The organism is Streptomyces sp. NPDC051921, assembly GCF_040680975.1.
GTDB lineage: Bacteria > Actinomycetota > Actinomycetes > Streptomycetales > Streptomycetaceae > Streptomyces.
Window position 1 is genome coordinate 17,908 of sequence record NZ_JBFAXU010000020.1, and the last position, 21,400, is coordinate 39,307.

General features: G+C 72.3%; 17 protein-coding genes, 1 tRNA gene and 1 pseudogene. 8 read left to right on the forward strand and 11 right to left on the reverse strand.

The features are described 5' to 3' along the window. Positions 1-285: 285 nt before the first annotated feature. Positions 286-1,335, reverse strand: a complete 1,050-nt coding sequence (locus AB0M16_RS24990; protein WP_365346515.1) for an LLM class F420-dependent oxidoreductase — start codon at positions 1,333-1,335, stop codon at positions 286-288. A gap of 163 nt (positions 1,336-1,498) precedes the next feature. Here AB0M16_RS24990 and AB0M16_RS24995 point away from each other — a divergent pair, with 163 nt between their 5' ends. Beyond that, a complete protein-coding gene (locus AB0M16_RS24995) occupies positions 1,499-2,482 on the forward strand; it encodes an aldo/keto reductase (protein WP_365346517.1) in 984 nt (327 codons plus the stop codon). Then, on the forward strand, positions 2,479-4,647 hold the full coding sequence (locus AB0M16_RS25000; protein WP_365346519.1) for an ATP-dependent RecD-like DNA helicase: 2,169 nt from the start codon (positions 2,479-2,481) through the stop codon (positions 4,645-4,647). Before AB0M16_RS24995 ends, AB0M16_RS25000 begins: the two co-directional genes overlap by 4 nt. A gap of 108 nt (positions 4,648-4,755) precedes the next feature. Here AB0M16_RS25000 and AB0M16_RS25005 read toward each other — a convergent pair whose 3' ends face one another. Continuing rightward, positions 4,756-5,391: a hypothetical protein gene (locus AB0M16_RS25005; RefSeq protein WP_365346521.1), complete on the reverse strand. Its 636-nt coding sequence runs from the start codon at positions 5,389-5,391 to the stop codon at positions 4,756-4,758. Positions 5,392-5,438: 47 nt separating this feature from the next. On the opposite strand from AB0M16_RS25005, the gene AB0M16_RS25010 reads away from it, so the two are divergent. Continuing rightward, positions 5,439-5,627 (forward strand): DUF5703 family protein, encoded by a 189-nt coding sequence (locus AB0M16_RS25010; protein WP_125749393.1) that lies wholly within the window; start codon positions 5,439-5,441, stop codon positions 5,625-5,627. A gap of 55 nt (positions 5,628-5,682) precedes the next feature. On the opposite strand, the gene AB0M16_RS25015 is transcribed toward AB0M16_RS25010, so the two are convergent. From AB0M16_RS25015 to AB0M16_RS25025, 3 genes are all read right to left on the reverse strand, one after another. Then, positions 5,683-6,525, reverse strand: a complete 843-nt coding sequence (locus AB0M16_RS25015; protein ID WP_365346523.1) for a chaplin — start codon at positions 6,523-6,525, stop codon at positions 5,683-5,685. Between the two features lie 119 nt (positions 6,526-6,644). Further along, positions 6,645-6,878, reverse strand: a complete 234-nt coding sequence (gene chpH, locus AB0M16_RS25020) for a chaplin ChpH (RefSeq protein WP_123450641.1) — start codon at positions 6,876-6,878, stop codon at positions 6,645-6,647. Between the two features lie 149 nt (positions 6,879-7,027). Beyond that, positions 7,028-8,353 carry a M20/M25/M40 family metallo-hydrolase gene (locus AB0M16_RS25025; RefSeq protein ID WP_365346526.1) on the reverse strand — a complete coding sequence of 442 codons (1,326 nt, stop codon included), beginning with the start codon at positions 8,351-8,353 and terminating at the stop codon, positions 7,028-7,030. A 208-nt stretch (positions 8,354-8,561) separates the two neighbouring features. Between AB0M16_RS25025 and AB0M16_RS25030 the strand changes: the two genes are divergently transcribed. The 3 genes and pseudogenes from AB0M16_RS25030 to AB0M16_RS25040 all read left to right on the forward strand — a co-directional run bounded on the left by AB0M16_RS25030 (position 8,562) and on the right by AB0M16_RS25040 (position 10,716). Next, positions 8,562-8,649, forward strand: a tRNA-Leu gene (locus AB0M16_RS25030). Between the two features lie 51 nt (positions 8,650-8,700). Beyond that, on the forward strand, positions 8,701-9,651 hold the full coding sequence (locus AB0M16_RS25035; RefSeq protein ID WP_365346528.1) for an RluA family pseudouridine synthase: 951 nt from the start codon (positions 8,701-8,703) through the stop codon (positions 9,649-9,651). Positions 9,652-9,775: 124 nt separating this feature from the next. After that, positions 9,776-10,716: pseudogene (locus AB0M16_RS25040) on the forward strand (IS481 family transposase). Here AB0M16_RS25040 and AB0M16_RS25045 read toward each other — a convergent pair. From AB0M16_RS25045 to AB0M16_RS25060, 4 genes are all read right to left on the reverse strand, one after another. After that, positions 10,713-11,333 carry an MBL fold metallo-hydrolase gene (locus AB0M16_RS25045; protein WP_365346530.1) on the reverse strand — a complete coding sequence of 207 codons (621 nt, stop codon included), beginning with the start codon at positions 11,331-11,333 and terminating at the stop codon, positions 10,713-10,715. The pseudogene AB0M16_RS25040 and the gene AB0M16_RS25045 overlap by 4 nt on opposite strands. Next, on the reverse strand, positions 11,333-12,418 hold the full coding sequence (locus AB0M16_RS25050; RefSeq protein WP_365346532.1) for an S-(hydroxymethyl)mycothiol dehydrogenase: 1,086 nt from the start codon (positions 12,416-12,418) through the stop codon (positions 11,333-11,335). The genes AB0M16_RS25045 and AB0M16_RS25050 overlap by 1 nt, the downstream gene beginning before the upstream one ends. A gap of 351 nt (positions 12,419-12,769) precedes the next feature. After that, positions 12,770-14,248 (reverse strand): amino acid permease, encoded by a 1,479-nt coding sequence (locus AB0M16_RS25055; protein ID WP_365346534.1) that lies wholly within the window; start codon positions 14,246-14,248, stop codon positions 12,770-12,772. 201 nt (positions 14,249-14,449) lie between these two features. Next, a complete protein-coding gene (locus tag AB0M16_RS25060) occupies positions 14,450-15,151 on the reverse strand; it encodes an FCD domain-containing protein (protein ID WP_365346536.1) in 702 nt (233 codons plus the stop codon). A 147-nt stretch (positions 15,152-15,298) separates the two neighbouring features. Here AB0M16_RS25060 and AB0M16_RS25065 point away from each other — a divergent pair, with 147 nt between their 5' ends. Together AB0M16_RS25065 and AB0M16_RS25070 are read left to right on the forward strand one after the other, a co-directional pair. Next, a complete protein-coding gene (locus tag AB0M16_RS25065) occupies positions 15,299-15,871 on the forward strand; it encodes a gluconokinase (protein ID WP_365346538.1) in 573 nt (190 codons plus the stop codon). A gap of 251 nt (positions 15,872-16,122) precedes the next feature. Next, on the forward strand, positions 16,123-17,520 hold the full coding sequence (locus tag AB0M16_RS25070; protein WP_365346540.1) for a gluconate:H+ symporter: 1,398 nt from the start codon (positions 16,123-16,125) through the stop codon (positions 17,518-17,520). Positions 17,521-17,562: 42 nt separating this feature from the next. Here AB0M16_RS25070 and AB0M16_RS25075 read toward each other — a convergent pair whose 3' ends face one another. Both AB0M16_RS25075 and AB0M16_RS25080 read right to left on the reverse strand, forming a co-directional pair. Further along, on the reverse strand, positions 17,563-20,925 hold the full coding sequence (locus AB0M16_RS25075; protein WP_365346542.1) for a HEAT repeat domain-containing protein: 3,363 nt from the start codon (positions 20,923-20,925) through the stop codon (positions 17,563-17,565). Then, entirely contained in the window at positions 20,922-21,338 is a 417-nt protein-coding gene (locus AB0M16_RS25080) for a hypothetical protein (RefSeq protein WP_365346544.1), read from the reverse strand. The genes AB0M16_RS25075 and AB0M16_RS25080 overlap by 4 nt, the downstream gene beginning before the upstream one ends. Between the last annotated feature and the right edge of the window lie 62 nt (positions 21,339-21,400).

Here is a 21,400-nt window from a genome sequence, read left to right on the forward strand (position 1 = left end):
TGGCGGGGAAGACCCCCGAGCCCCCACCACGGCCGCGGACTTCGTTCGAGGACGTCCTAGGTCGGGAAAGCAGCGCCGTCCGCCCGCAGGGCGGGGCTCGCGGCGTCCGGTGCGTGCGATCGCCGGGCGGAGGGTCGCCCTCGTACCGGGCGTACTCGGGTGGCCCCGACGGCGCGGCGAGCATGCGCGCCAGGCGTCGCGAGCCGGGCAGGTCGTCACGGACACGAACCAGTGCTGGTCGCAGCCCTCAACGAATGGCTGTGACCAGCACTTTCACAACAGACCCTAGGCGAGTCCGGCCCGCTCCAGGGCCTCGACGCCCGCCCGGAGCGCCGCGAGGCGCTCGTCGAGGGTGAAGCCGGCCGGGGCGAGGGTCAGGGTGGTGACCCCGGCCGCCGCGTAGGCCTTCATCCGGTCGGCGATGCGGTCGACGGAGCCGAGCAGGGTGGTCTGGTCGATCAGCTGCCGCGGCACGGCCGCGGCGGCGCCGTTCTTGTCGCCGGCCAGGTACTTGTCCTGGATCTCGGCGGCGGCCTTCTCGTAGCCCATGCGCTGGGCGAGCTGGTTGTAGAAGTTCTGCTTGCGGCTGCCCATGCCGCCGACGTAGAGGGCGGTGTAGGGGCGGAAGATGTCGGCCAGCGCGTCGATGTCGTCGCCGAGGGCGAGCGGCAGCGTCGGGTGGACGTCGAAGCCCTCCAGGGTGAGCCCGGCCTTCTCGCGGCCCGCGCGGAGGTGGCGCAGCGCGGTCTCCTCCAGGTGCTCGGCGGCCGGGAAGATCAGCAGGGCGCCGTCCGCGATCTCGCCGGTCTGCTCGAGGTTCTTCGGGCCGATGGCCGCGATGTAGAGCGGGATGTGCGGGCGGGTCGGGTGGACCGTGAGCTTGATCGGCTTGCCCGGACCGTCGGGCAGCGGCAGCGTCCAGTGCTCGCCCTCGTAGGTGAGGCGCTCACGGGACATGGCCTTGCGGACGATCTCCACGTACTCGCGGGTGCGGGCGAGCGGCTTGTCGAACTTGACGCCGTACCAGCCTTCGGAGACCTGCGGTCCGGAGACGCCGAGGCCGAGGCGGAAACGGCCGCCGGACAGCGAGTCGAGGGTCGCGGCGGTCATCGCCGTCATCGCGGGCTGACGGGCCGGGATCTGCATGATCGCCGAGCCGACGTCGATCCGCTCGGTCTTGGCGGCGACCCAGGACAGCACGGTCGGGGCGTCGGAGCCGTAGGCCTCCGCCGCCCAGCAGACGTCGTAGCCGAGGCGGTCCGCCTCCTGGGCCACGGCGAGGTTGTCGCCGTCCATGCCCGCGCCCCAGTAGCCGAGGTTGATGCCGAGCCGCATGCCACGTACCCCTTACCCATCGGTAACGTCCCTGTGGGCGGGACTCTAGCGCGCGGCCCGGGCATTCGTCAGGAGGCGATCCGGGCCGGTGCGGGCGCCGGGCCGGGGCCGGGTTGTCCACAGGCTCTCTCCGCGTGGTGCCATGGCCAGTACTCTCGCGGCCATGGAGCAGAGGCATCTCGGACGTACCGGCCTGCGCGTGTCCCGGCTCGGGCTCGGCACCCTCACCTGGGGCCGGGACACCGACGAGCACGACGCGGCCGAGCAGTTGAAGGCGTTCTGGGACGCGGGCGGCACGCTCGTGGACACCGCGGACGTGTACGGGGGCGGCGAGGCGGAGTACCTGCTCGGACGACTCGTCGGCGACAAGGCCCTCGTCCCGCGCCGGGACCTGGTGATCTCGACCAAGGCCGGCAGCGTCCCCGACCCGGACCGGCGCACGGACTGCTCGCGCGGGCACCTGCTGGCGGCCCTCGACGCCTCGCTCGCCCGGCTCGGCACGGAGTACGTGGACCTCTGGCAGCTGCACGCCTTCGACCCGTACACGCCGCTGGAGGAATCCCTCCAGGCCCTCGACATCGCCGTCAGCACCGGCCGGGCCCGCTACGTGGGCGTCTCGAACTTCTGCGGCTGGCAGCTCGCCAAGGCCGGCACCTGGCAGCTGACCGGGGAACGCACCCGGCTCGCCGGGACGCAGATGGAGTACTCACTGCTGCAGCGGGGCGTCGAGCGCGAGGTGCTGCCGGCCGCGCTCGACCTCGGCGTCGGACTGCTGCCCTCCTCGCCGCTCGGCCGCGGGGTGCTCACCGGCAAGTACCGGCACGGCACGCCGACGGACTCGCGCGGCGGCTCGGAGGCCCTGGCCCCCTTCGTCGAGCCGTATCTCGACGACACGGCGAGCCGCATCGTCGACGCCGTCAGCACCGCGGCGGACGGCCTCGCGACGACCCCGCTCCAGGTCGCCCTCGCCTGGGTCCGCGACCGCCCCGGAGTGACCGCCCCGATCATCGGCGCGCGCAACGCGCAGCAGCTCACGGCCGCGTTGTCAGTGGAGAGCCTTAGTCTTCCTGACGAGATCTGCCGGGCCCTCGACGACGTGTCGGCGCCCGTGCACCGCTACCCGGATCACGACTGGAGCACCTTGTGACCGAGCCTTCCGGCGACACCCCGCCCGAGGCCGCCCCCACCGCGCCGGGCGAGCCCGACGAGTCCACGGCCGCCACCCCGACGGACGGCGCGGAACCGGCGGAGGCCGCGGAGGCGCCCGACACGACGGCCGCCCCGGGCCCCGAGGGCGACGGCGAGGACGGCGGAGCGGACGCGGAGTCCGGTGCGACGACGGCGGGCGAGGGCGAAGCCGCGGGTGCCGGGGCTCCCGAGCTGTCCGAGGCGCAGGCCGAGCTCGCGGCACAGCGCGAGTTCCGGGCGAGGATCGAGCAGCGGAAGGCCGGGCGGGTCGGGCCCGTCGAGGCCGGTGCAAAGCTGAGCGGGACGGCCGCCGATCTCCTCGCGGCGGTACGGGCCGTGGAGAGCGGCGCGAAGCCGGTGGCGGTCCCGCGCGTCGAGGAGCCCGCGTCACCCCGCCCGGCACCCGCCGCCGCGCCGGAGACGACCGTCCGCCCGCCGGCGCCCCCGGCCCCCGTGGTCACCGAGGAGACGACGGCGGCCGTGGGGCAGGTCCTCGCGCGGGGCGGGGCGCCCGAGACGCTCGCCGGACAGGTGGCCGCAGTGCTCGGCGAGGGCGCCGCGCGCGCCCTGGAGGACGACCCCTGGCAGCTGCTCTCGGTGCCGGGGGTGCGGCCCGAGCAGGCGGACGGCTTCGCGCGGGCGCTGCTCGGCGCGGCGTGCGGCCCCGCCGACCCGCGACGGGCGGTCGCCCTGGCCGCGTGGCTCCTGGAGCAGGCGGCGCTCAAGGGACACACGGCCCTGGAGATCGGCGCCGTGCGCGAGGGGCTGGCCAAGCTGTCGGTGCCCGAGCCCGACAAGGCGGTGGGGCTCGCGATCTCCGAGGCCGCGGTGCTCGTCTTCCAGGAGGAGCCCGAGGACGAAGAGGAGACGGCGTCGGAGTCGGAGTCCGACGGTGCCGCGGAACAAGGACCGCAGGCTCCCGTGCTCCTCGGTCTCGAGCGGTACGCCCTCGCCGAGGAGAGCCTTGCCGACGGGCTCGCCCGGCTCATCCGCACGGTCGAGGCGGCGGAGTGGGACGGGCCCGAGCTGGCCCGCGCCGCCGGCGCGCACGGTCTGGTACTGCACACGGGCGGCGAGGCCGCCCGCGCCGAGCCGACCGCCCTGGCCGAGGCCGCCCGCGCGCGGGGGCTCCGCGTCGCGCTCGCGGCCCACACGGCGCGCGACGGCGCCGTGCCCCTGGCCGCGCTGCTGTCCGGCGCGGCCGGCACGGGCAGGGACGCGGAGGGTGCGCTCGCCCTGGACCTGCTGTGCCTCCTGGACGCTCCGCAGCTCGACGTCGAGAGCGCCGCAGCGCTGGTCGAGGCGCTGCCCGACGGCTGCCGTCTGGTGCTCTTCGGCGACCCGCACGTCCTGGGAGCGGCCGGACCCGGCCGGGTCTTCGGGGACCTGCTGGCCACCCGGCTCGCCCCGCAGATCGCCTCGCGCACCCCGGACCCGGGCCCCCTCGGCGAGCTGGTCTCGGGCATCGGCATCGGCGAGCTGAACCAGGTCGACGCCCCCGGCAAGGAGGTCGTGATCGTCCCGGTCCGGGACGCCGGCGAGGCGGTGCACCGCACGGTCCAGCTGGTCGCCGACTCGATCCCGCGGGCGATCGGCGTGCCCGCCGAGCAGACCCAGGTGATCACGGTCGGCCACGGCGGATCGGCAGGCACCCGCGCCCTGAACGCGGCGCTCAAGCAGCGGCTCAACCCGGGCCCCGGCCGCTTCGGCGGCTACGACCCGGGCGACCGGGTGGCCCACTCCCCCTCCCCGGGCCGTACGGTCACGGGCACGGTCGTGTCGGCCGACGCCGCGGGCCTGCACCTGGACTGCGGAGGCGAGCGGGTCGTCGTTCCGAAGGAGCGGGTGGAGCCGGCGCTGCGGCACGGCTGGGCGCTGACCGCGCACCAGGCGGCGGGCGCGCGCTGGCCGGCCGCTGTCGTGGTGCTGCCGGGGGACGCGGCCGGGGGCCTGAGCCGGGCCTGGGTGTACACGGCGTTCGGCCGGGCGGAGCGGCACCTGTCCGTGGTGCACGGCGTGGACCAGGCACTGCAGCGCGCGGTGGCCGAGGGCCTGCCCGCGGAGCGCACGACCAGGCTCCGTCCCCTCCTGGAGGCGCTCCTCCAGGACGACGACGAGGGCTGAGGGGCGAAAGGCAGGAGCGCCCTGCCCGCGCGCACGCGGGCAGGGCGCCCGTGATCCGGTCCGCGGCGCCGGCCGTCACGTGCCGGCGCCGTGCGCTCCTGCGTTCCCTCAGACCCGGTGGACCCGCTCCGCCGGCTCCTGGTCCGCCTCGTCCTCGTCGTCGAAGACGGCGCTGACGTCGAAGCGGCAGACGATCCGCTCGGGATCGGCATGGTCGAAGGGGGCGTGCAGCCACTCGCCCGCTTCCGGGAGGTCCTCGGCGGCCTCGACCCAGAGGGTGGAGTCCCCCTCCTCCAGGCCGAATTCCTTGTGGCGGGACGCGATTTCGTCAGGTTCGTACTCGCCGAAGAGCACACCGAGGGCCGCGTGGGCCGTCCCCGCCTCCTCGTCCCGGTCGAGATCCGTGACGCGCCGGGCCTGCGCGATGAGCCGCTGCGGCTCCACCACGGCGTAGTCTCGGCGGATCAGCACGCTGATGGCGTGCGGCTCCTCCGGTCCCGCGTAGGGCGGCAGGGAGTCGTCGGCGCCGGGGATCTCGAAGGGTGTGACCTCGTCGTACCGGTCGTACAGGGCCTCGTCGTACGCCTCCGCCGCCGCGGCGAGCGCGTTGAAGGCCTCGTAGACGGCCGGGTCGTCGTCCCCGGTGCGGCGTTCGACCGCCTCGAGGTGACGGTCCAGTGCGGCTTTGACCGCCTCGGCGGCGGCACGTACCTCGGCAGCGGTGGGCTGCGCAGCATCAGACATAGGACAGACGCTATCCGTACCGACCCCTTGGCCGCACAATAGATGCGATGCCGGAATACGAATTTGTCGACGTGTACGTGCCGCGTGGCGTCTCCCGCAAGGAGGCGACGCGGCTCCTGACCGACCATGCCGAGTACGGACACTGGGAGTTGGACCGCCTGAGCCTCCACCGGGACGGCAGCCGCAGGGTGCGGCTGCGGCGGCGCATCATCCGTCAGATCCGCGCCACCTGGTGACATGAGAAGGGGCCCCGCAGAGCGGGGCCCCTCCGGTTTTCCTGCGAGGTCCGGGCTATGCGCCGCGGCGCGCCCGGCGGTAGATCACGGAGCCGGCGAGCAGCATGCCCGCGCCGACGGGGACGGCCACCCCGAGGGCCCCGGCACCGGTGTGCGCGAGCTCCTCGGTGGGCCGGTTCGGCGTGACCGTGTGCGTACCGGGCGTGTTCGGCCCGCCGGGCGTGCCCGGGTTCCCGGGCTGGTGCCCACCGGGGCCGCCAGGCGTCCCCGGGTTACCGGGGTTGCCAGGGTTACCGGGGTTGCCAGGGTTACCGGGGTTGCCCGGATTGCCGGGGTTCCCTGGGTTCCCGGGGTTCCCTGGGTTCCCGGGGTTCCCTGGATTGCCCGGGTTCCCGGGGTTGCCAGGCTCACCCGGATTGCCGGGGTTCCCCGGATGCGTCGGCTCGTCCCCGTAGCCGGAGGCGCAGTCGTTGTCGGAGACCGCGTTCCCCAGGCCCACGGCCGTGACGCTGTTGCCGCACACGTTGACCGGGGCGTCGATCGGGACCTGGACGTGATTGCCCGAGGCGACGCCCGGCGAGTTCGAGGCATGACCGCCGGCGGAGGAGCCGGAGCCCTGATCGTCGCCGTAGCCGCCGGTCGCACCCCCCTTGTTGGCGCAGGAGTTGCCGTACGCCGGGTTCATGAGGCCGATGCCGTTGACCGTGTTGCCGCAGATGTTGACCGGCGCGTGGACCGGGACCTGGACGTTGTTGCCGGAGGCGACGCCCGGCGAGTCGGACGCCGAACCGGTGGCGTGCGCGTCGGCGTGGGCGTAGCCGCCGCCGAGGGCGAGCACGCCGCCTGCCGCGGCGAGGGTGAAGATGCTCTTGCGCGTGATGCGTGTGACCTGTCGCATTGCTGATGACCTGCTTCCGTGCCTGCTCGGCTCGCGAGAAATGACCACCGGCCCCGGAGTGCATGGCACGCACTCCGGGGCCGGCCTTGGCTCAGACCCTCAGGGGTCGAGGCACAACGTCAGGCGTTGACGCAGGTGTTGCCGAAGGCGGGGTTCAGCAGCCCGATCACGGAGACCGTGTTGCCGCACACGTTCACGGGGATGTGAACGGGCACCTGGACGACGTTGCCCGAGAGCACGCCGGGGGAACCGATGGCGGCACCCTGGGCACCCGCGTCGGCAACGGCCATGCCCGCACCCGCGAGAACGAGACCGCCGGTGGCAGCCGCAGCAGCGACGACCTTCTTGATCATTATTCCTCCTTGTTGGCAATGCGGTCCCAGCCGCGGACCGCACCACCTGTAACGAGGGGGAACCAGGGGGGCTACGAGTCCCCTCGGGCATTCACTCTTTCCGGTAATCCGCGCACGCGCGGTCGATTTCCGCCGCTCCCGGGCGGACGTCAGGAGGCGTCGATGAACCGGTCGAGGACCCGGACACCGAACTTCAGGCCGTCCACCGGGACCCGCTCGTCGACGCCGTGGAACATGCCGGCGAAGTCGAGCTCGGGCGGCAGCTGGAGCGGCGCGAAGCCGAAGCAGCGGATGCCGAGGTCGTCGAAGGACTTGGCGTCGGTGCCGCCGGAGAGCATGTACGGCACGGCCCGCGCGATCGGGTCCTCGGCGCGCAGCGCGAGCTGCATCGCGTCGACCAGGCCCCCGTCGAAGCTGGTCTCCAGGGCCTTGTCGCCGTGCACGTCCTCACGCTTCACACGCGGCCCGAGGATGCGGTCGAGGTCGGCGAGGAACTCGTCCTCGTAGCCGGGCAGGAAGCGCCCGTCCACGTGCGCGGTGGCCTGTCCGGGGATGACGTTCACCTTGTAGCCGGCGCCGAGCATGGTCGGGGCGGCGGAGTTGCGCAGGGTGGCCCCGATCATCTTGGCGATGCCGCCGAGCTTGGCGAGCGTGGCGTCCATGTCCTCGGGATCGAGGGGGGTGCCGAGCGCGTCGGAGAGCTCGTCCAGGAAGGACCGCACGGTCTTGGTGACGCGCACCGGCCACTTGTGGCGGCCGAGCCGGCCGACGGCCTCGCAGAGCTCGGTGATCGCGTTGTCGTCGTTGGTCATCGAGCCGTGGCCGGCGGTGCCCTCGACGGTCAGCCGCATCCAGTGCATGCCCTTCTGGGCCGTCTCGACGAGGTAGAGCCGCAGGTTCTCGTTGACCGTGAAGGAGAAGCCGCCGACCTCGCCGATCGCCTCCGTCACGCCGTCGAACAGGTCGCGGTGATGGTCGACGAGGTGGCGGGCGCCGTAGGTGCCGCCGGCCTCCTCGTCGGCGAGGAAGGCGAGGACGATGTCGCGCGGCGGCTTGCGGCCGCTGCGCAGCCGGTCGCGGACGACCGCGAGGGTCATCGCGTCCATGTCCTTCATGTCGACGGCGCCGCGGCCCCAGACGCAGCCGTCGGCGACCTCGCCGGAGAAGGGGTGGTGGGTCCAGTCCTCGGCGTTGGCCGGGACGACGTCGGTGTGGCCGTGGATGAGGAGGGCCGGCCGCGACGGGTCCTCGCCCTCGATGCGGGCGACGGTGGACGCCCGCCCCTTGTGCGACTCGATGATCTTCGGTTCGAGACCGACCTCCGCGAGCTTCTCCGCGATGTACTCGGCCGCCGCCCGCTCGCCCGGGCCGGAGTGGTCGCCGTAGTTGCTGGTGTCGATGCGGATGAGGTCACGACAGAGGTCGACGACCTCGTCCTCGCCCGTGACGCCCCGGCCGGTGTTCGACTCGCTCACGCTGCTTCCTCCCACTACGTGCCCCACGTGGACTCCTGCTGATCTCCCCCATCCTCCCGCGAGCCCCGCTCGGCACCCAAGGGCGTCCGCCGACCGACATGCGGCCGTCACATGCCGAGACGGTCGGGGGTGGTGATCGGCCACCCCAGATGTTTGCTATGGTTTTCCTCGTCGGAAGGGCCCAGCGGCCGGGAAGACAAGATCACCTGTCCGGGTGGCGGAATGGCAGACGCGCTAGCTTGAGGTGCTAGTGCCCTTTATCGGGCGTGGGGGTTCAAGTCCCCCCTCGGACACCAGCGAAGGACCCCACATCATGTGGGGTCCTTCTTGTTAGGGCGGTAGGAACGGTGCGACGCAGATCCAAGGCTCCTTCCTCCCCCCTCCCCCAGCACGAAGGGATCGATGCCGCGCGGGTCCGACTGCCGGAGGACCCGGAGCGGGCCTGGGCGACCGTGCGGGAGCACCTGCTCGACCGGTACGCCGGGGCGGTGGGCGCCGAGCGGGTCGAGGAGATGCTGCGCGAGGGCAGGTTCGTGGGGGCGGACGGGACGGCGGTCGACGGGGAAGAGGCGTACGCCGCCGGGCGACACCTCTGGTTCCACCGGGACTTCCCGGCCGAGGAGCGGGTGCCGTTCGAGGTCGATGTGGTGTACCGGGACGAGCGGATCGTGGTGGCGGACAAGCCGCACTTCCTCGCGACGATGCCGCGGGGCCGCCACGTCACCGAGACGGCGCTCGCGCGGCTGCGGCGTGAGCTGGACCTGCCGGAGCTCCAGCCCGCGCACCGGCTCGACCGGCTGACGGCGGGGCTCGTGCTCTTCGTCGTACGGCCGGAGGACCGCGGTGCGTACCAGACGCTGTTCCGGGACCGGCTGGTGCACAAGGCGTACGAGGCGGTGGCTCCGTACGATCCGGCGAGGGAGCTGCCGGTGACGGTGCGCAGCCGGATCGAGAAGGAGCGCGGGGTGATGGCCGCCCGGGAGGTGCCGGGCGAGCCGAACGCGGAGAGCCGCGTCGAGCTCCTGGCGCAGGCCGGCGGGCTCGCCCGGTACCGGCTGGTGCCGGTGACCGGGCGGACCCATCAGCTGCGGGTGCACATGAACGCGCTCGGGCTGCCGATCCTCCACGATCCGGTCTATCCGGTGGTCCGTGAGGACGGGCCGGAGGACTTCGGGCGGCCGCTGCAGCTGCTCGCGCGGTCGCTGGTGTTCACCGACCCGATCACGGGGGAGCCGAGAAGGTTCATGAGCCGGCGGCCCCTCGGTGGCCTCGGGCCCGCGGCGGAGCCGCAGCTCTAGGTGTTCTGTCCAGGGAGGTTGTGGACGGGTGATGCAGGTCTCGGCTGAGGAATCTTGAAATGGGTGAGGGCCTTCTGGCCTGGTGTGGATTGCGACATCTGCACCGGCGACCAGAAAGGCCCTCATGGCCCACCGTAATGCACCCCTGACCGAGACCGGACGCCTGCGCCTGGCCCGCTGCGTGGTCGAGGACGGCTGGCCGCCGAACGCTTCCAGGTCTCACCCACCACCGTCCAGCGGTGGGCCGGCCGCTACCGGCTGCTGGGCGAGGCTGGGATGACCGACCGCTCGTCACGACCGCACCACAGCCCCCGCCGGACGCCGACCCGGACCGAGCGCCGGATCATCAAGGTCCGGCTCACGCGGCGGTGGGGACCGGCCCGCATCGCGCACCTGCTGGGCCTGGTGCCCTCGACCGTGCACCGGGTCCTGAACAGATTCGGCCTGGCCCGCCTGTCCCACCTGGACCGGGCCACCGGCCGCGTCATACGCCGCTACGAACGCGACCGCCCCGGCGAACTCGTCCACGTCGACATCAAGAAGCTCGGCAACATCCCCGACGGCGGCGGCCACAAGACCCTCGGCCGCCAGGCCGGCCGGAAGAACCGTGCAGGCGTCGGCTACAGCTACATCCACACCGCCGTCGACGACCACTCCCGCCTCGCCTACAGCGAGATCCTGGCCGACGAGAAGAAGGAGACCGCCACCGGCTTCTGGCAGCGGGCCCACGCCTACTTCACCAGCGTCGGGATCACCGTCGAGCGCGTCCTGACCGACAACGGAGCCTGCTACCGCTCCCGTGACTGGCGCGACGCCCTCACCCGGGCCGGGATCGCGCACAAGCGAACCCGGCCCTACCGACCCCAGACCAACGGCAAGGTCGAACGCCTCAACCGCACCCTGCTCGACGAATGGGCCTACGCGAAGCCCTACCGGTCAGAGCAGGAACGACGCGACGCCTTCCCCCACTGGCTGCACTCCTACAATCACCACCGCGGGCACACCGCGCTCGCAGGCAAACCACCCGCCAGCCGCGTCCCCAACCTCACAGGGCAATACATCTAGGGCAGCCACTCCTGGAGGTGCGGGGCCTCGGCGCCGATGGTGGTGGTGTCGCCGTGGCCGGTGCGGACCACCGTCTCGGGCGGGAGGGTGAGGAGCTTCTCCCGGATCGAGTCGACGATGGTCGGGAAGTCGGACCAGGACCTGCCGGTCGCTCCGGGGCCGCCCTGGAACAGGGTGTCGCCGGTGAAGACGGTGCCCAGGTCGGGGGCGTGAAGGCAGACGGCGCCGGGCGCGTGGCCGGGGGTGTGCAGGACGTGGAGGTCGGTCCCGGCGATCGTGAGGACCTGGCCGTCGGCGAGGTCTCCGTCCGGGGTGTGGTCGGGGTGGGTCAGCTTCCACAGCGGCTGGTCGGCCGGGTGGAGGAGGATCCGGGCGCCGGTGGCGGCTGCCAGGGCCGGGGCCGCGCCGATGTGGTCGTCGTGCGCGTGGGTGCAGACGATGGCGCGCAGGGTGCGCCCGTCGAGGGCGGCGAGGACGGCCTCGGCGTCGTGGGCGGCGTCGATGACGATCGCCTCGGTGTCGTCGCCGACGATCCAGACGTTGTTGTCGACCTCCCAGGTGCCGCCGTCGAGGCTGAAGGTGCCGGAGGTGACCAGGTGGTCGATGCGGGCCGCCATCAGAGGACCACCACCGAGCGCAGGACGTCGCCCTCGTGCATGCGGGCGAAGGCCTTCTCGACGTCGCCGAGCCCGATGGTCTCGGTCACGAAGGCGCCGAGGTCGATCCGGCCCTGCTGGTGCAGGTCGATGAGCATCGGGAAGTCGCGGGACGGCAGGCAGTCGCCGTACCAGGAGGACTTGAGCGCGCCGCCGCGGCCGAAGACGTCGAGGAGCGGGAGGTCGAGTCGCATGTCGGGGGTGGGGACGCCGACGAGGACGACGGTGCCGGCCAGGTCGCGGGCGTAGAAGGCCTGCTGGTAGGTCTCGGGGCGGCCGACGGCCTCGATGACGACGTCGGCGCCGAAGCCGCCGGTGAGCTCGCGGATCGCCTCGACGGGGTCGGTGGTGCGGGAGTTGACCGTGTGGGTGGCGCCCATCTCCGCGGCCTTGGCCAGCTTCCGGTCGTCGATGTCGACGGCGATGATCTTCGCGGCTCCGGCCAGGCGGGAGCCGACGACGGCGGCGTCGCCGACGCCGCCGCAGCCGATGACGGCGACGGAGTCACCGCGGCCGACGTTGCCGGTGTTGATCGCGGCGCCGATGCCGGCCATCACGCCACAGCCCAGGAGGCCCGCGATCTCGGGGGCGACGGCCGGGTCGACCTTGGTGCACTGGCCGGCGGCGACGAGGGTCTTCTCGGCGAAGGCGCCGATGCCGAGCGCCGGGGAGAGCTCGGTGCCGTCGAGGAGGGTCATCTTCTGCCGCGCGTTGTGGGTGGCGAAGCAGTACCAGGGGCGGCCGCGCAGACAGGCCCGGCACTGGCCGCAGACGGCACGCCAGTTGAGGATCACGAAGTCGCCCGGGGCGACGTCGGTCACGCCCGCGCCGACCGACTCGACGGTTCCGGCGGCCTCGTGGCCGAGGAGGAAGGGGAACTCGTCGTTGATGCCGCCCTGCTTGTAGTGGAGGTCGGTGTGGCAGACGCCGCAGGCTTTGATCTTCACGACGGCTTCGCCGGGGCCGGGGTCGGGGACGACGATCGTCTCCACCCGGACCGGCTCGTTCCTGCCGGGGGCGATGACCCCCTGGACCTGCTGCGCCATCGTGACTTCCTTCCTCCGAAACGGTGATCCGCGTAACGGATGTGACGATATCGGCCAGGTTACGCGCAGCTCGCGACCTTCGCCCGACGCTGCGAGGTCTTCTCCCGAACAGGCGTGACACGGCCTCAGGGGAAAGGCGGCGACCGGTGAACTGGAGCCGTCCGCCGACGCGTTGGCGCTCCGGCCGGTGGTTCCACCGGAGACGGCGGGGCGGCGGGCACGGCACCCGGCGGCGGCAACGGCGGGCGTCCGATGCGCGGGACCCCCGCGAGCAGGGAGGGCTGCTCGCGGGGGTCTCGCTCTTCCCGTGGGGGGAAGCGGGGGCCTTCCCGTTGGGGCGGGAAGGGGAGGTCAGTCCTCCTGGCGGTCACCCGCGGTCGCGCGGACCCGGCCGCGGACCAGGAACCAGCCGCCGACCAGCGCCGCGGCGACCAGCGGCAGGCAGTTGACGGTGGTGCGGCCGACGCCTCCGTCCATCCACATCAGGACCAGGACGGCGGCGAGGAAGCCGAGGGTCACGATCTGGGTGTAAGGGGCCCAGGGCAGCTGGTAGGAGGGGCGGACGAGCTTGCCCTCCTTGGCGCGGCGGACGAAGAACAGCGAGCAGATCATGATCATCGCCCAGGTGCCGATGATGCCGATGGACGCGAAGTTCAGCACCAGCTCGAAGGCGTCCTCGGGCATCCGGGCGTTGAGGACGACGCCGGCGACGCCGAAGCCCGCGGTGAGCAGGATGCCGCCGTACGGGACGCCGCCCTTGTTCATGACGCCGGTGAACTTCGGCGCGGAGCCGGCCAGCGACATCGAGCGCAGGATGCGGCCGGTGGAGTAGAGGCCGGAGTTCAGGCTGGAGAGGGCGGCGGTGAGGACGACGAGGTTCATCACGCCGGCGGCGCCGGGGATGCCGAGCTTGTCGAAGACGGTGACGAACGGGCTCTGGTCGCCGGAGTACGCGGTGTACGGGAGGATCAGCGCCAGCAGGATGACCGAGCCGACGTAGAACAGACCCACGCGCCACATGATCGAGTTGATCGCCTTCGGCATGATCTTCTCGGGGTTCTCGGTCTCGCCGGCGGCGACGCCGCACAGCTCGACGGAGGCGTAGGCGAAGACGACGCCCTGGATGAGCAGCAGCATCGGCATGACGCCGTTCGGGAAGATGCCGCCGTTCTCGGTGATGTTGGCGAGGCCCGGGGTGTGGCCGCCGACGTCGTGGGAGGTCGCGACGAGGAAGATGCCGACGAGCATGAAGACCACCAGGGCGGCGACCTTGACGATGGCGAACCAGAACTCCATCTCACCGAAGTACTTCACGGAGATGAGGTTGGCGGCGAGGACGATCGCGAGGGCGATCAGGGCCAGCACCCACTGCGGGATGTCGCTGAACATCGACCAGAAGTGGGCGTAGGTGGCCGCGGCCGTGATGTCGGCGACGGCGGTGGTCGACCAGTTGAGGAAGTAGAGCCAGCCGGCCGTGTAGGCGCCCTTCTCGCCCATGAACTCACGGGCGTAGGACACGAAGGCGCCGGAGGACGGGCGGTAGAGCACGAGCTCGCCGAGCGCCCGGACCACGAAGAAGGCGAAGAGGCCGCACACCGCGTACGCGATGAAGAGGGAGGGGCCGGCGTTCGACATGCGGCCACCGGCGCCGAGGAAGAGGCCCGTGCCGATGGCGCCGCCGATGGCGATCATGTTGATGTGCCGGGACTTGAGGTCCTTGCGGTATCCGGCGTCGCCTGCGTCGACGTGGGGGGTCGTCGACGAGGCCGTGGCTCCGGAGGCCGCCGGGGTGGCGGACAGCGGGTCGGCCGCAGTGATGCGGTCACTCATGGAGTTGTTCGCCTTCGTGAGGGGGAGGGTCTGTGCGGTACCCGGCCGTGCCCTTGTGGGGCTCCCGGCACGGCCAGCGCACATCCTCACGGCAACAACCGGTTGCTGACTGTGACCGATGTCACTGAACGCCCTTATTTGAGCTAGTTCAGAGGTTACCTGCGGGTGAACATCGTGTTACGGCGCCGTCACTGGGAGCGGCTACGGCGCGAGGACGTCCAGCTCCTTGAGCGCGCCCACCGCGATCTGCCGGGTCAGCTCCTCCGCGCGGGCCGCGTTCTTCTCCCGTACGGCCTCGGCGACCTGGACGTGGAGGGTGACGGCGGCCGGGTCGGGGTCCTCGAACATCACCTGGTGGTGGGTGCGGCCGGTGAGCACCTCGGCGACCACGTCGCCGAGCCGGGCGAACATCTCGTTGCCGGAGGCATTGAGGACGACCCGGTGGAAGGCGATGTCGTGCACCAGGTACGCCTCCAGCTGGCGGCCGCGCGAGGTGGCGACCATGCCGAGGGCCTGCTCGGTGAGCTCGCGGCACTGCTCGGGGGTGGCGTTCAGGGCGGCGAGCCCGGCGGCGACGGGCTCGATCGCGGAGCGCAGCACGGTGAGCGAGCGGAGCTGGCGGGGCCGGTCGGTGCCGGCCAGGCGCCAGCGGATGACCTGGGGGTCGTAGACGTTCCAGCGCTCGGTCGGCAGCACGATGACGCCGACCCGACGCCGGGACTCGACCAGGTGCATGGATTCGAGCACACGGACGACCTCGCGCACCACGGTCCGGGAGACGTCGAAGCGCTCGGCGAGCTCGTCGGTGCGCAGCACGCCGCCGGGTGGGTACTCCCCCGCGGTGATCGCGAGACCCAGGGTGGTCAGGACGTGCGGATGAAGCCCCTGAGCCGGTGTCGTCATGGTGATCAGCCTATGCGTGATCACACGTGTGATCACATCAGGAAGAAAAAGTACGACTTATTTGTCACACACTCTTGAATACGTCGTACCCAATGGGTTTCATGAGCGCGACGGATCGATGTCGAAGAAGACAGCGAGGCACCACCCATGAGCACCACCCCCCAGCCCGGCACGGCGGACCGTCCCCAGGTCGTCGTCGTGATGGGCGTCGCCGGCACCGGCAAGACCACGATCGGCCCGATGGTGGCCCGGGCGCTCGGCCTCCCGTACGCGGAGGGCGACGACTTCCACCCGCCGGCCAACGTGGCCAAGATGTCCGCCGGCGTCCCGCTCGACGACGCGGACCGCGAGCCGTGGCTCGACGCCATCGGGGAGTGGGCGCACGGCAGGGCCGGGCTCGGCGGCGTGGTGAGCAGCTCGGCGCTGAAGCGGAGTTACCGGGACCGGCTGCGGGTGGCCGCCCCCGGCGTGGTCTTCCTCCATCTGACCGGCGACCGGGAGCTCATCGAGGGGCGCATGGCCGCGCGCCAGGGCCACTTCATGCCGACGGCGCTCCTCGACTCGCAGTTCGCCACCCTGCAGCCGCTGCAGGAGGACGAGGCCGGTGTCTCCGTCGACGTCTCCGGCACGCCCGAGGAGATCACCGCCAGGGCCGTCTCCGCCCTGCGCCGTCTCGACGAGCAGGGCCGGTGCACCGAACCGGAGCAGGACCGGACCTAGCTCCGGGCCCCCGCACCACCGGACCCCCGCACCACCGGACCCCCGGCACCACAGGGACCGCTTGCCGAGGGCCCCGCACCGCCTGGACCCCCGCACCACCGGGACCCGCTTGCCGGGGACCCCGCACCACCCGGGACCCCGCTTGCCGGGGACCCGCCTCCCCGTTCTTCACCACCGGGGACCCCGCTTGCCGAGGACCCCGCACCCCCCGCACCCCCGCCCCCATCCCTCTGACCCCCAAGGGACCCCCCGTGACCAGTCTCAGCGTCGAGACGCTGGCGGCGGACGCCGCCGAACCGATCACCTCGGCGGGCAACGCCCAGCTCGGCATCGCCGTTCTCGCCGGTATCGCCGTCATCGTCCTGCTCATCACCAAGTTCAAGCTGCACGCGTTCCTCGCGCTGACCATCGGGTCGCTGGCGCTCGGCGCGTTCGCGGGTGCCCCGCTCGCGGACACCATCAAGTCCTTCACCACCGGGCTGGGCACCACCGTGGCCGGTGTGGGCGTGCTCATCGCGCTCGGCGCGATCCTCGGCAAGCTGCTCGCCGACTCCGGGGGCGCCGACCAGATCGTCGACACGATCCTCGCGAAGGCCGGCGGCCGGGCCATGCCGTGGGCGATGGTCCTGATCGCCTCGGTGATCGGTCTGCCGCTGTTCTTCGAGGTCGGCATCGTGCTGCTGATCCCGGTCGTGCTGCTCGTCGCCAAGCGCGGCAACTACTCCCTGATGCGGATCGGCATCCCCGCGCTCGCCGGTCTGTCCGTCATGCACGGGCTCATCCCGCCGCACCCCGGCCCGCTCGTGGCGATCGACGCGGTCGGCGCCAACCTGGGCGTCACCCTCGCCCTCGGCCTCCTCGTCGCGATCCCGACCGTGATCATCGCCGGTCCGGTCTTCTCCCGGTTCGCCGCCCGCTGGGTGGACATCCCGGCCCCGGAGAAGATGATCCCGGTCCGTCCCTCCGAGGACCTGGAGAAGCGCCCCGGCTTCGGCGTGACCGTGGCCACCGTGCTGCTGCCGGTCGTCCTGATGCTGGTGAAGGCGCTCGTCGACATCGTCGTCGACGACCCGGACAACGGCCTGCAGAAGGTCACCGACGTCATCGGCTCGCCGCTGATCGCCCTGCTGACCGCCGTCATAGTCGCGATGTTCACGCTGGGCCGCGCGGCCGGCTTCACCAAGGAGCGCCTGTCCTCCACCGTCGAGAAGTCGCTCGCCCCGATCGCGGGCGTGCTGCTGATCGTCGGCGCGGGCGGCGGCTTCAAGCAGACCCTGATCGACATCGGTGTCGGCCAGATGATCCTCGACTTCTCGAAGGACTGGTCGATCCCGGCCCTGCTGCTCGCCTGGCTGATCGCGGTCGCGATCCGGCTCGCGACCGGTTCCGCGACGGTCGCGACCATCTCGGCGGCCGGCCTGGTCGCTCCGCTCGCCGAGGGCATGTCCACGAGTGAGGTCTCGCTCCTCGTCCTGGCGATCGGCGCCGGCTCGCTCTTCTTCAGCCACGTCAACGACGCCGGTTTCTGGCTGGTGAAGGAGTACTTCGGGATGAGCGTCGGCCAGACGGTCAAGACCTGGTCGGTGATGGAGACGATCATCTCGGTGGTCGGCATCGGTTTGGTGCTGCTGCTGTCACTGGTGTTGTGAGCTGAGCGGTACGCGAAGTCCGGAGGGCCGGTCGGGCCGACGTCAGGTCGGATCCGGGCGGCCCTCCGGTGTGAGGACGGCCAGCAGGGACGCGGCACGGGAGGCGATCTCCGCCGAGTCGTTCACGGCGGCGTGGCGGAGGAACGGGACGACCTCGGGGTCGTCACGCCGGACGTCGGCCAGGAACCGGAAGGCGGTCTCGCGGACCTCCTGGTCGGGGTCGTTGTCGTACCGGTCCTGGGCGAGGGTCCGCACTTCGGCCAGTTCACCGCACCGGGAGGTGAGCATCGAGAGGGAAAGGGCCCGCACCTCGGCGGCCTCGTCGGCCGCGGCCCGGTCGATCACGACGCCGACCGCTTCCGGGTCCTCGGCGTATCTGTCGAGCAGGAGATAGGTCATCAGTTCCGCCCTGATGTCGTCATCGGCGTTCACGGCGAGATCGAGGGCCAGTCCTCGTGCCCGGGCAGGGTCGAGCGTGTCCAGGGCGTCCAGGGCACGCAGGCGGGTGTGGGCGGTCTCCTCACCGCTCGTGGCGCGCTCGACGCACAGACGTTTCGCCTCCGCTTCGGCGGCGTGCTTCACGAACTGCTCCAGAGCCGTCGCCCGGACGCCGGAGTCCTCGTCCTCGCGCACGTGGTGGAGGAGCAGCGCGGACAGACCCTCGTCGGACGGTTCGGTGTCGCCGAGACAGCGCAGCGCGGCGGACCGGACCTCGGACGAGGGATGGGCGCACCGCTCGTGGAGCAGGGCGTGCATGCCGGGGTCGTCCGATCCGAGGGAGCCGACGGCCGCGATGGCGGCGGCCACCACCCCTGGGGCGCGGTCGTTCCGTACCCGGTCCGCGACGAGCGCCCGGGCCGTCGGTGCGTCACCGGCGTGTGTCGCGGCGGCGGAGAGGGCCGCGGCGCGGATGCCGGCCGCCTCGTCGCGCAGCGCCTCTCCCAGAACGTCACCCGGCTCGTTGCCGGCGAGGGCGATCAGGGTGCCGAAGGCCTCTCCGCGGATCTCGTAGTCGGTCTCCCGGGTGGCCCGGGCCGCCGCGGCGCGGGCCACGGGAGCGCCCGCGCCGTGTTGGGCGATGCACTCCAGCGCCGCCAGGCGGACGTCGCGCGCGTCGTCGTGGAGCAGCCGGTCGACGGCGAGAGCCGTCTGCGCCTCGGGGTCGAGGCCGGTCGTGTAGGCGAGGCTCCTCAGGAGCGACGACCTCACGCGAGGGCTCGGATCTTCCCGGACGTGGTGCCGTATCACCTCGAACCAGTCCGGGCCGTGCGTGGTCCGCCGCCTCAGCACCTCGAGGGCGACGATCCGCAGTCTGGGGGAGCCGCTGCGCAGGTGCGACCCCTCGCCGCCTTCGATGTGCAGCAGGATGTCCGTCGTCAGGCGCGTCGTGGAGTTGAGCGGCTCGACTCCGTTCCCGGCCGCGCTCCAGCGGTGTAGCCGCTTCTCCTGCCAGTGCAGGTATTCCGTCCGGCCCGCCCAGTCGTCGCCCAGGGCCGCGAGGGCCGGTCCCAGGCCCTCCAGCCTGGAGTAGGGGTAGAAGAAGGTCACGTCCAGCGCCTCGGCGACCTCCACGCACCGGATCACCCGCCGCACCAGCGTCGCGCTCTGCGTCGCGAGCATGCCGGGGCGGCGTACCTCCGCCAGGCAGCGGGCCACGAACAGCGGTACCGCGAACGCCGCGTCGCCCTCGCCGGTGACGGGGACCGCGATCGCCCCCGGCGCCAGCAGCCGGTCGAGCACCCCCGCGACGAAACGCTCGTCCAGGAGACCCACGAGCAGCAGCAGGACCTCCTGCCAGGCCGGATCGTGGACCTTCGCCGCGAAGAGGTACTGGAGGTCCGCCTCCGAGAGCTCGCGCTGGTGGTTGAAGCGGTGGGCGAGGTCCGTCGCCGTGAGGTACTCGAGGAACGCACGGTGGACGAAGCCGTAGACCTCGCCGCCGAAGCGGCTGAGGATGAAGTTCCGGTGGCGGAACTGGTCCAGCATGATGCGGGCCGCCGTGGCCGCGCGGTCCGGCGGGAGGGCGTAGCGGTCCCTCAGATAGTCCTCGAAGTGCTTGATGAGGTCGGGGCCCGCGATGTGGTTGCCCGCGATCCCGCCGTGGCCCTCCTGCATCCGTCGGGCGATGAGGCGCAGGAGTTCCCGCTTGTCCTCGGCGGCCAGGTACGGCAGGTGCTCCTCGACCCGGTGGTCCCTGAGGTACTTGCTGGGGTCCCAGTGCTCGACCAGGACGTCGACGGCGTGCTCGTAGACCGCACGCCGGTCGCGCGGGAGTTCGCGGCGGCGGCCGATGATGGCGAGGATCGTGAGGACGAGCGGGTTTCCCGCGAGTTCCCGGACGGACGGGGAACCGTCCACCGCCGAGGCCACCCGTGCGATCAGCTTGCGGGCGCGCCCGGGCTCCTCGGGGCAGGCGACGGAGAACCACTGCTCGGTGAAGGTGCCGATCTGTTCGCGGTCGAGGTCCTGGAGCATGAAGTTGGCGAAGCCGGCGCCGTCCAGGACCGCGCGCCGGTAGCCGTAGCCGCGTGAGGTGACGAGGACCCGGGCCCGGGGGTGGCGGGCGGCGAAGCCCGCGATGCGGCGGGTGACCGCGTCCCTGATGTCCTTCTCGAAGAGTTCGTCGAGGCCGTCGAAGATCACGAGGGCAGTCCGGGGCCCCTCGCCCGTGAGCGCGGCGGTGAGCAGCTGGGGCGGAAGACCGAGGCCCTCCGTCGCGTACTGGTGCCCCAGGAAGTCCTCGAAACTGCGCTCGCGCCAGGCGGCCTGGGCGTAGCTGCGGAGTTCGATGATCAGGGGAAGTCGGCCGCGCAGGGGCTCCAGGCCGGGCGGGGGCTCGGGGGCGGTGAGGGCGAGGGCCAGGTACCGGGCGAGGGTGGACTTGCCGGCGCCCGGGTTGCCCAGGAGGACGAGGTGGTCGTGGTGGGCGTCGGCGAGCACCTCGAGGACCGGTCGGGGCGGGCGCTCCTGATAGGCGCGGCGGACCCGGTCGACCGTCTCCCGGTCGACGCCGGGCGGCAGTTCGTTCGGCTCCGACTCGGCGGGGTCCGCCAGGCGGCGCAGGAGTTCTGGCGGCAGCTCGACGGGCGGCGGGTCGGCCCGTACGGACTGGGGGACGAAGACCTCTCGCAGCGGGACGACGGGATGCTCGCCCTGCTCCCGCAGCGGGGTGAGGACCTCCAGGTCGAGGCGGCCGTAGCACTGGCGAACGCGGGCGGCGTAGGTCTCGCAGGCCGACGCGGCGTCCGCGGCGTCCGTCCGCATGGGCGGCGTCCCCGAGACGACGGTGACGTTGCCCTGGACATGGCTGATGAGGGTGATGTCCCCCTCGGCGCTCGCACCCGCCGCGGACTGGGCGGCGGCGGCCTCGGCGCTCTTGCGCCGACGGGTGAAGAAGCCCCTCACGAGGCGGGACCGGGCGGTTCGATGCGGACCGAGCCGCCGACGCCGTCGATCTGGTGCAGGTCACCGCCCGCACGGGCGCCCTGGGCGGACTGGGTGCCTCCGCCCGGGCCCGACGCGGGGGACGCGGGGGTGGTGGGTACCGCGGGGGCCGCGCCTCCCCTGAGCGTGACGTCGCCCGTGACGTTCCGGATCTGGTGCACCGATCCCCCGGCCGCCGCCTGGTCGGCGGACTGCGCCGGGCCCCGGGAGAGGAAGCCCGCCAGGGCCAGCGCGAAGCCCGCAATCGTGAAGAACAGGCTGAGGACGCTGCTCCACTTGTCGGCGGCGTCGAGCCCCTGCAGGACGAGGAACGCGGCGAGGCCGCCCAGGGCCGCGACGGCACCAATACCCATGAGGATCATGCGTCTTGTCACTCCGTCATACTGCCCTGCGCCGGGCCCTGCCGTCAGCCCGCCGCGTGACCCGACGCGACCGG

Coding starts and splice junctions, on each gene's coding strand:
- AB0M16_RS25010 (WP_125749393.1), top strand. CDS start 5,439: ATGCCGGAATACGAATTTGTCGACGTGTACGTGCCGCGTGGCGTCTCC.
- AB0M16_RS25050 (WP_365346532.1), bottom strand. CDS start 12,418: ATGGCGCAGCAGGTCCAGGGGGTCATCGCCCCCGGCAGGAACGAGCCG.
- AB0M16_RS25060 (WP_365346536.1), bottom strand. CDS start 15,151: ATGACGACACCGGCTCAGGGGCTTCATCCGCACGTCCTGACCACCCTG.
- AB0M16_RS25015 (WP_365346523.1), bottom strand. CDS start 6,525: ATGCGACAGGTCACACGCATCACGCGCAAGAGCATCTTCACCCTCGCC.
- AB0M16_RS24990 (WP_365346515.1), bottom strand. CDS start 1,335: ATGCGGCTCGGCATCAACCTCGGCTACTGGGGCGCGGGCATGGACGGC.
- AB0M16_RS25055 (WP_365346534.1), bottom strand. CDS start 14,248: ATGAGTGACCGCATCACTGCGGCCGACCCGCTGTCCGCCACCCCGGCG.
- AB0M16_RS25045 (WP_365346530.1), bottom strand. CDS start 11,333: ATGGCGGCCCGCATCGACCACCTGGTCACCTCCGGCACCTTCAGCCTC.
- AB0M16_RS24995 (WP_365346517.1), top strand. CDS start 1,499: ATGGAGCAGAGGCATCTCGGACGTACCGGCCTGCGCGTGTCCCGGCTC.
- chpH (WP_123450641.1), bottom strand. CDS start 6,878: ATGATCAAGAAGGTCGTCGCTGCTGCGGCTGCCACCGGCGGTCTCGTT.
- AB0M16_RS25065 (WP_365346538.1), top strand. CDS start 15,299: ATGAGCACCACCCCCCAGCCCGGCACGGCGGACCGTCCCCAGGTCGTC.
- AB0M16_RS25005 (WP_365346521.1), bottom strand. CDS start 5,391: ATGTCTGATGCTGCGCAGCCCACCGCTGCCGAGGTACGTGCCGCCGCC.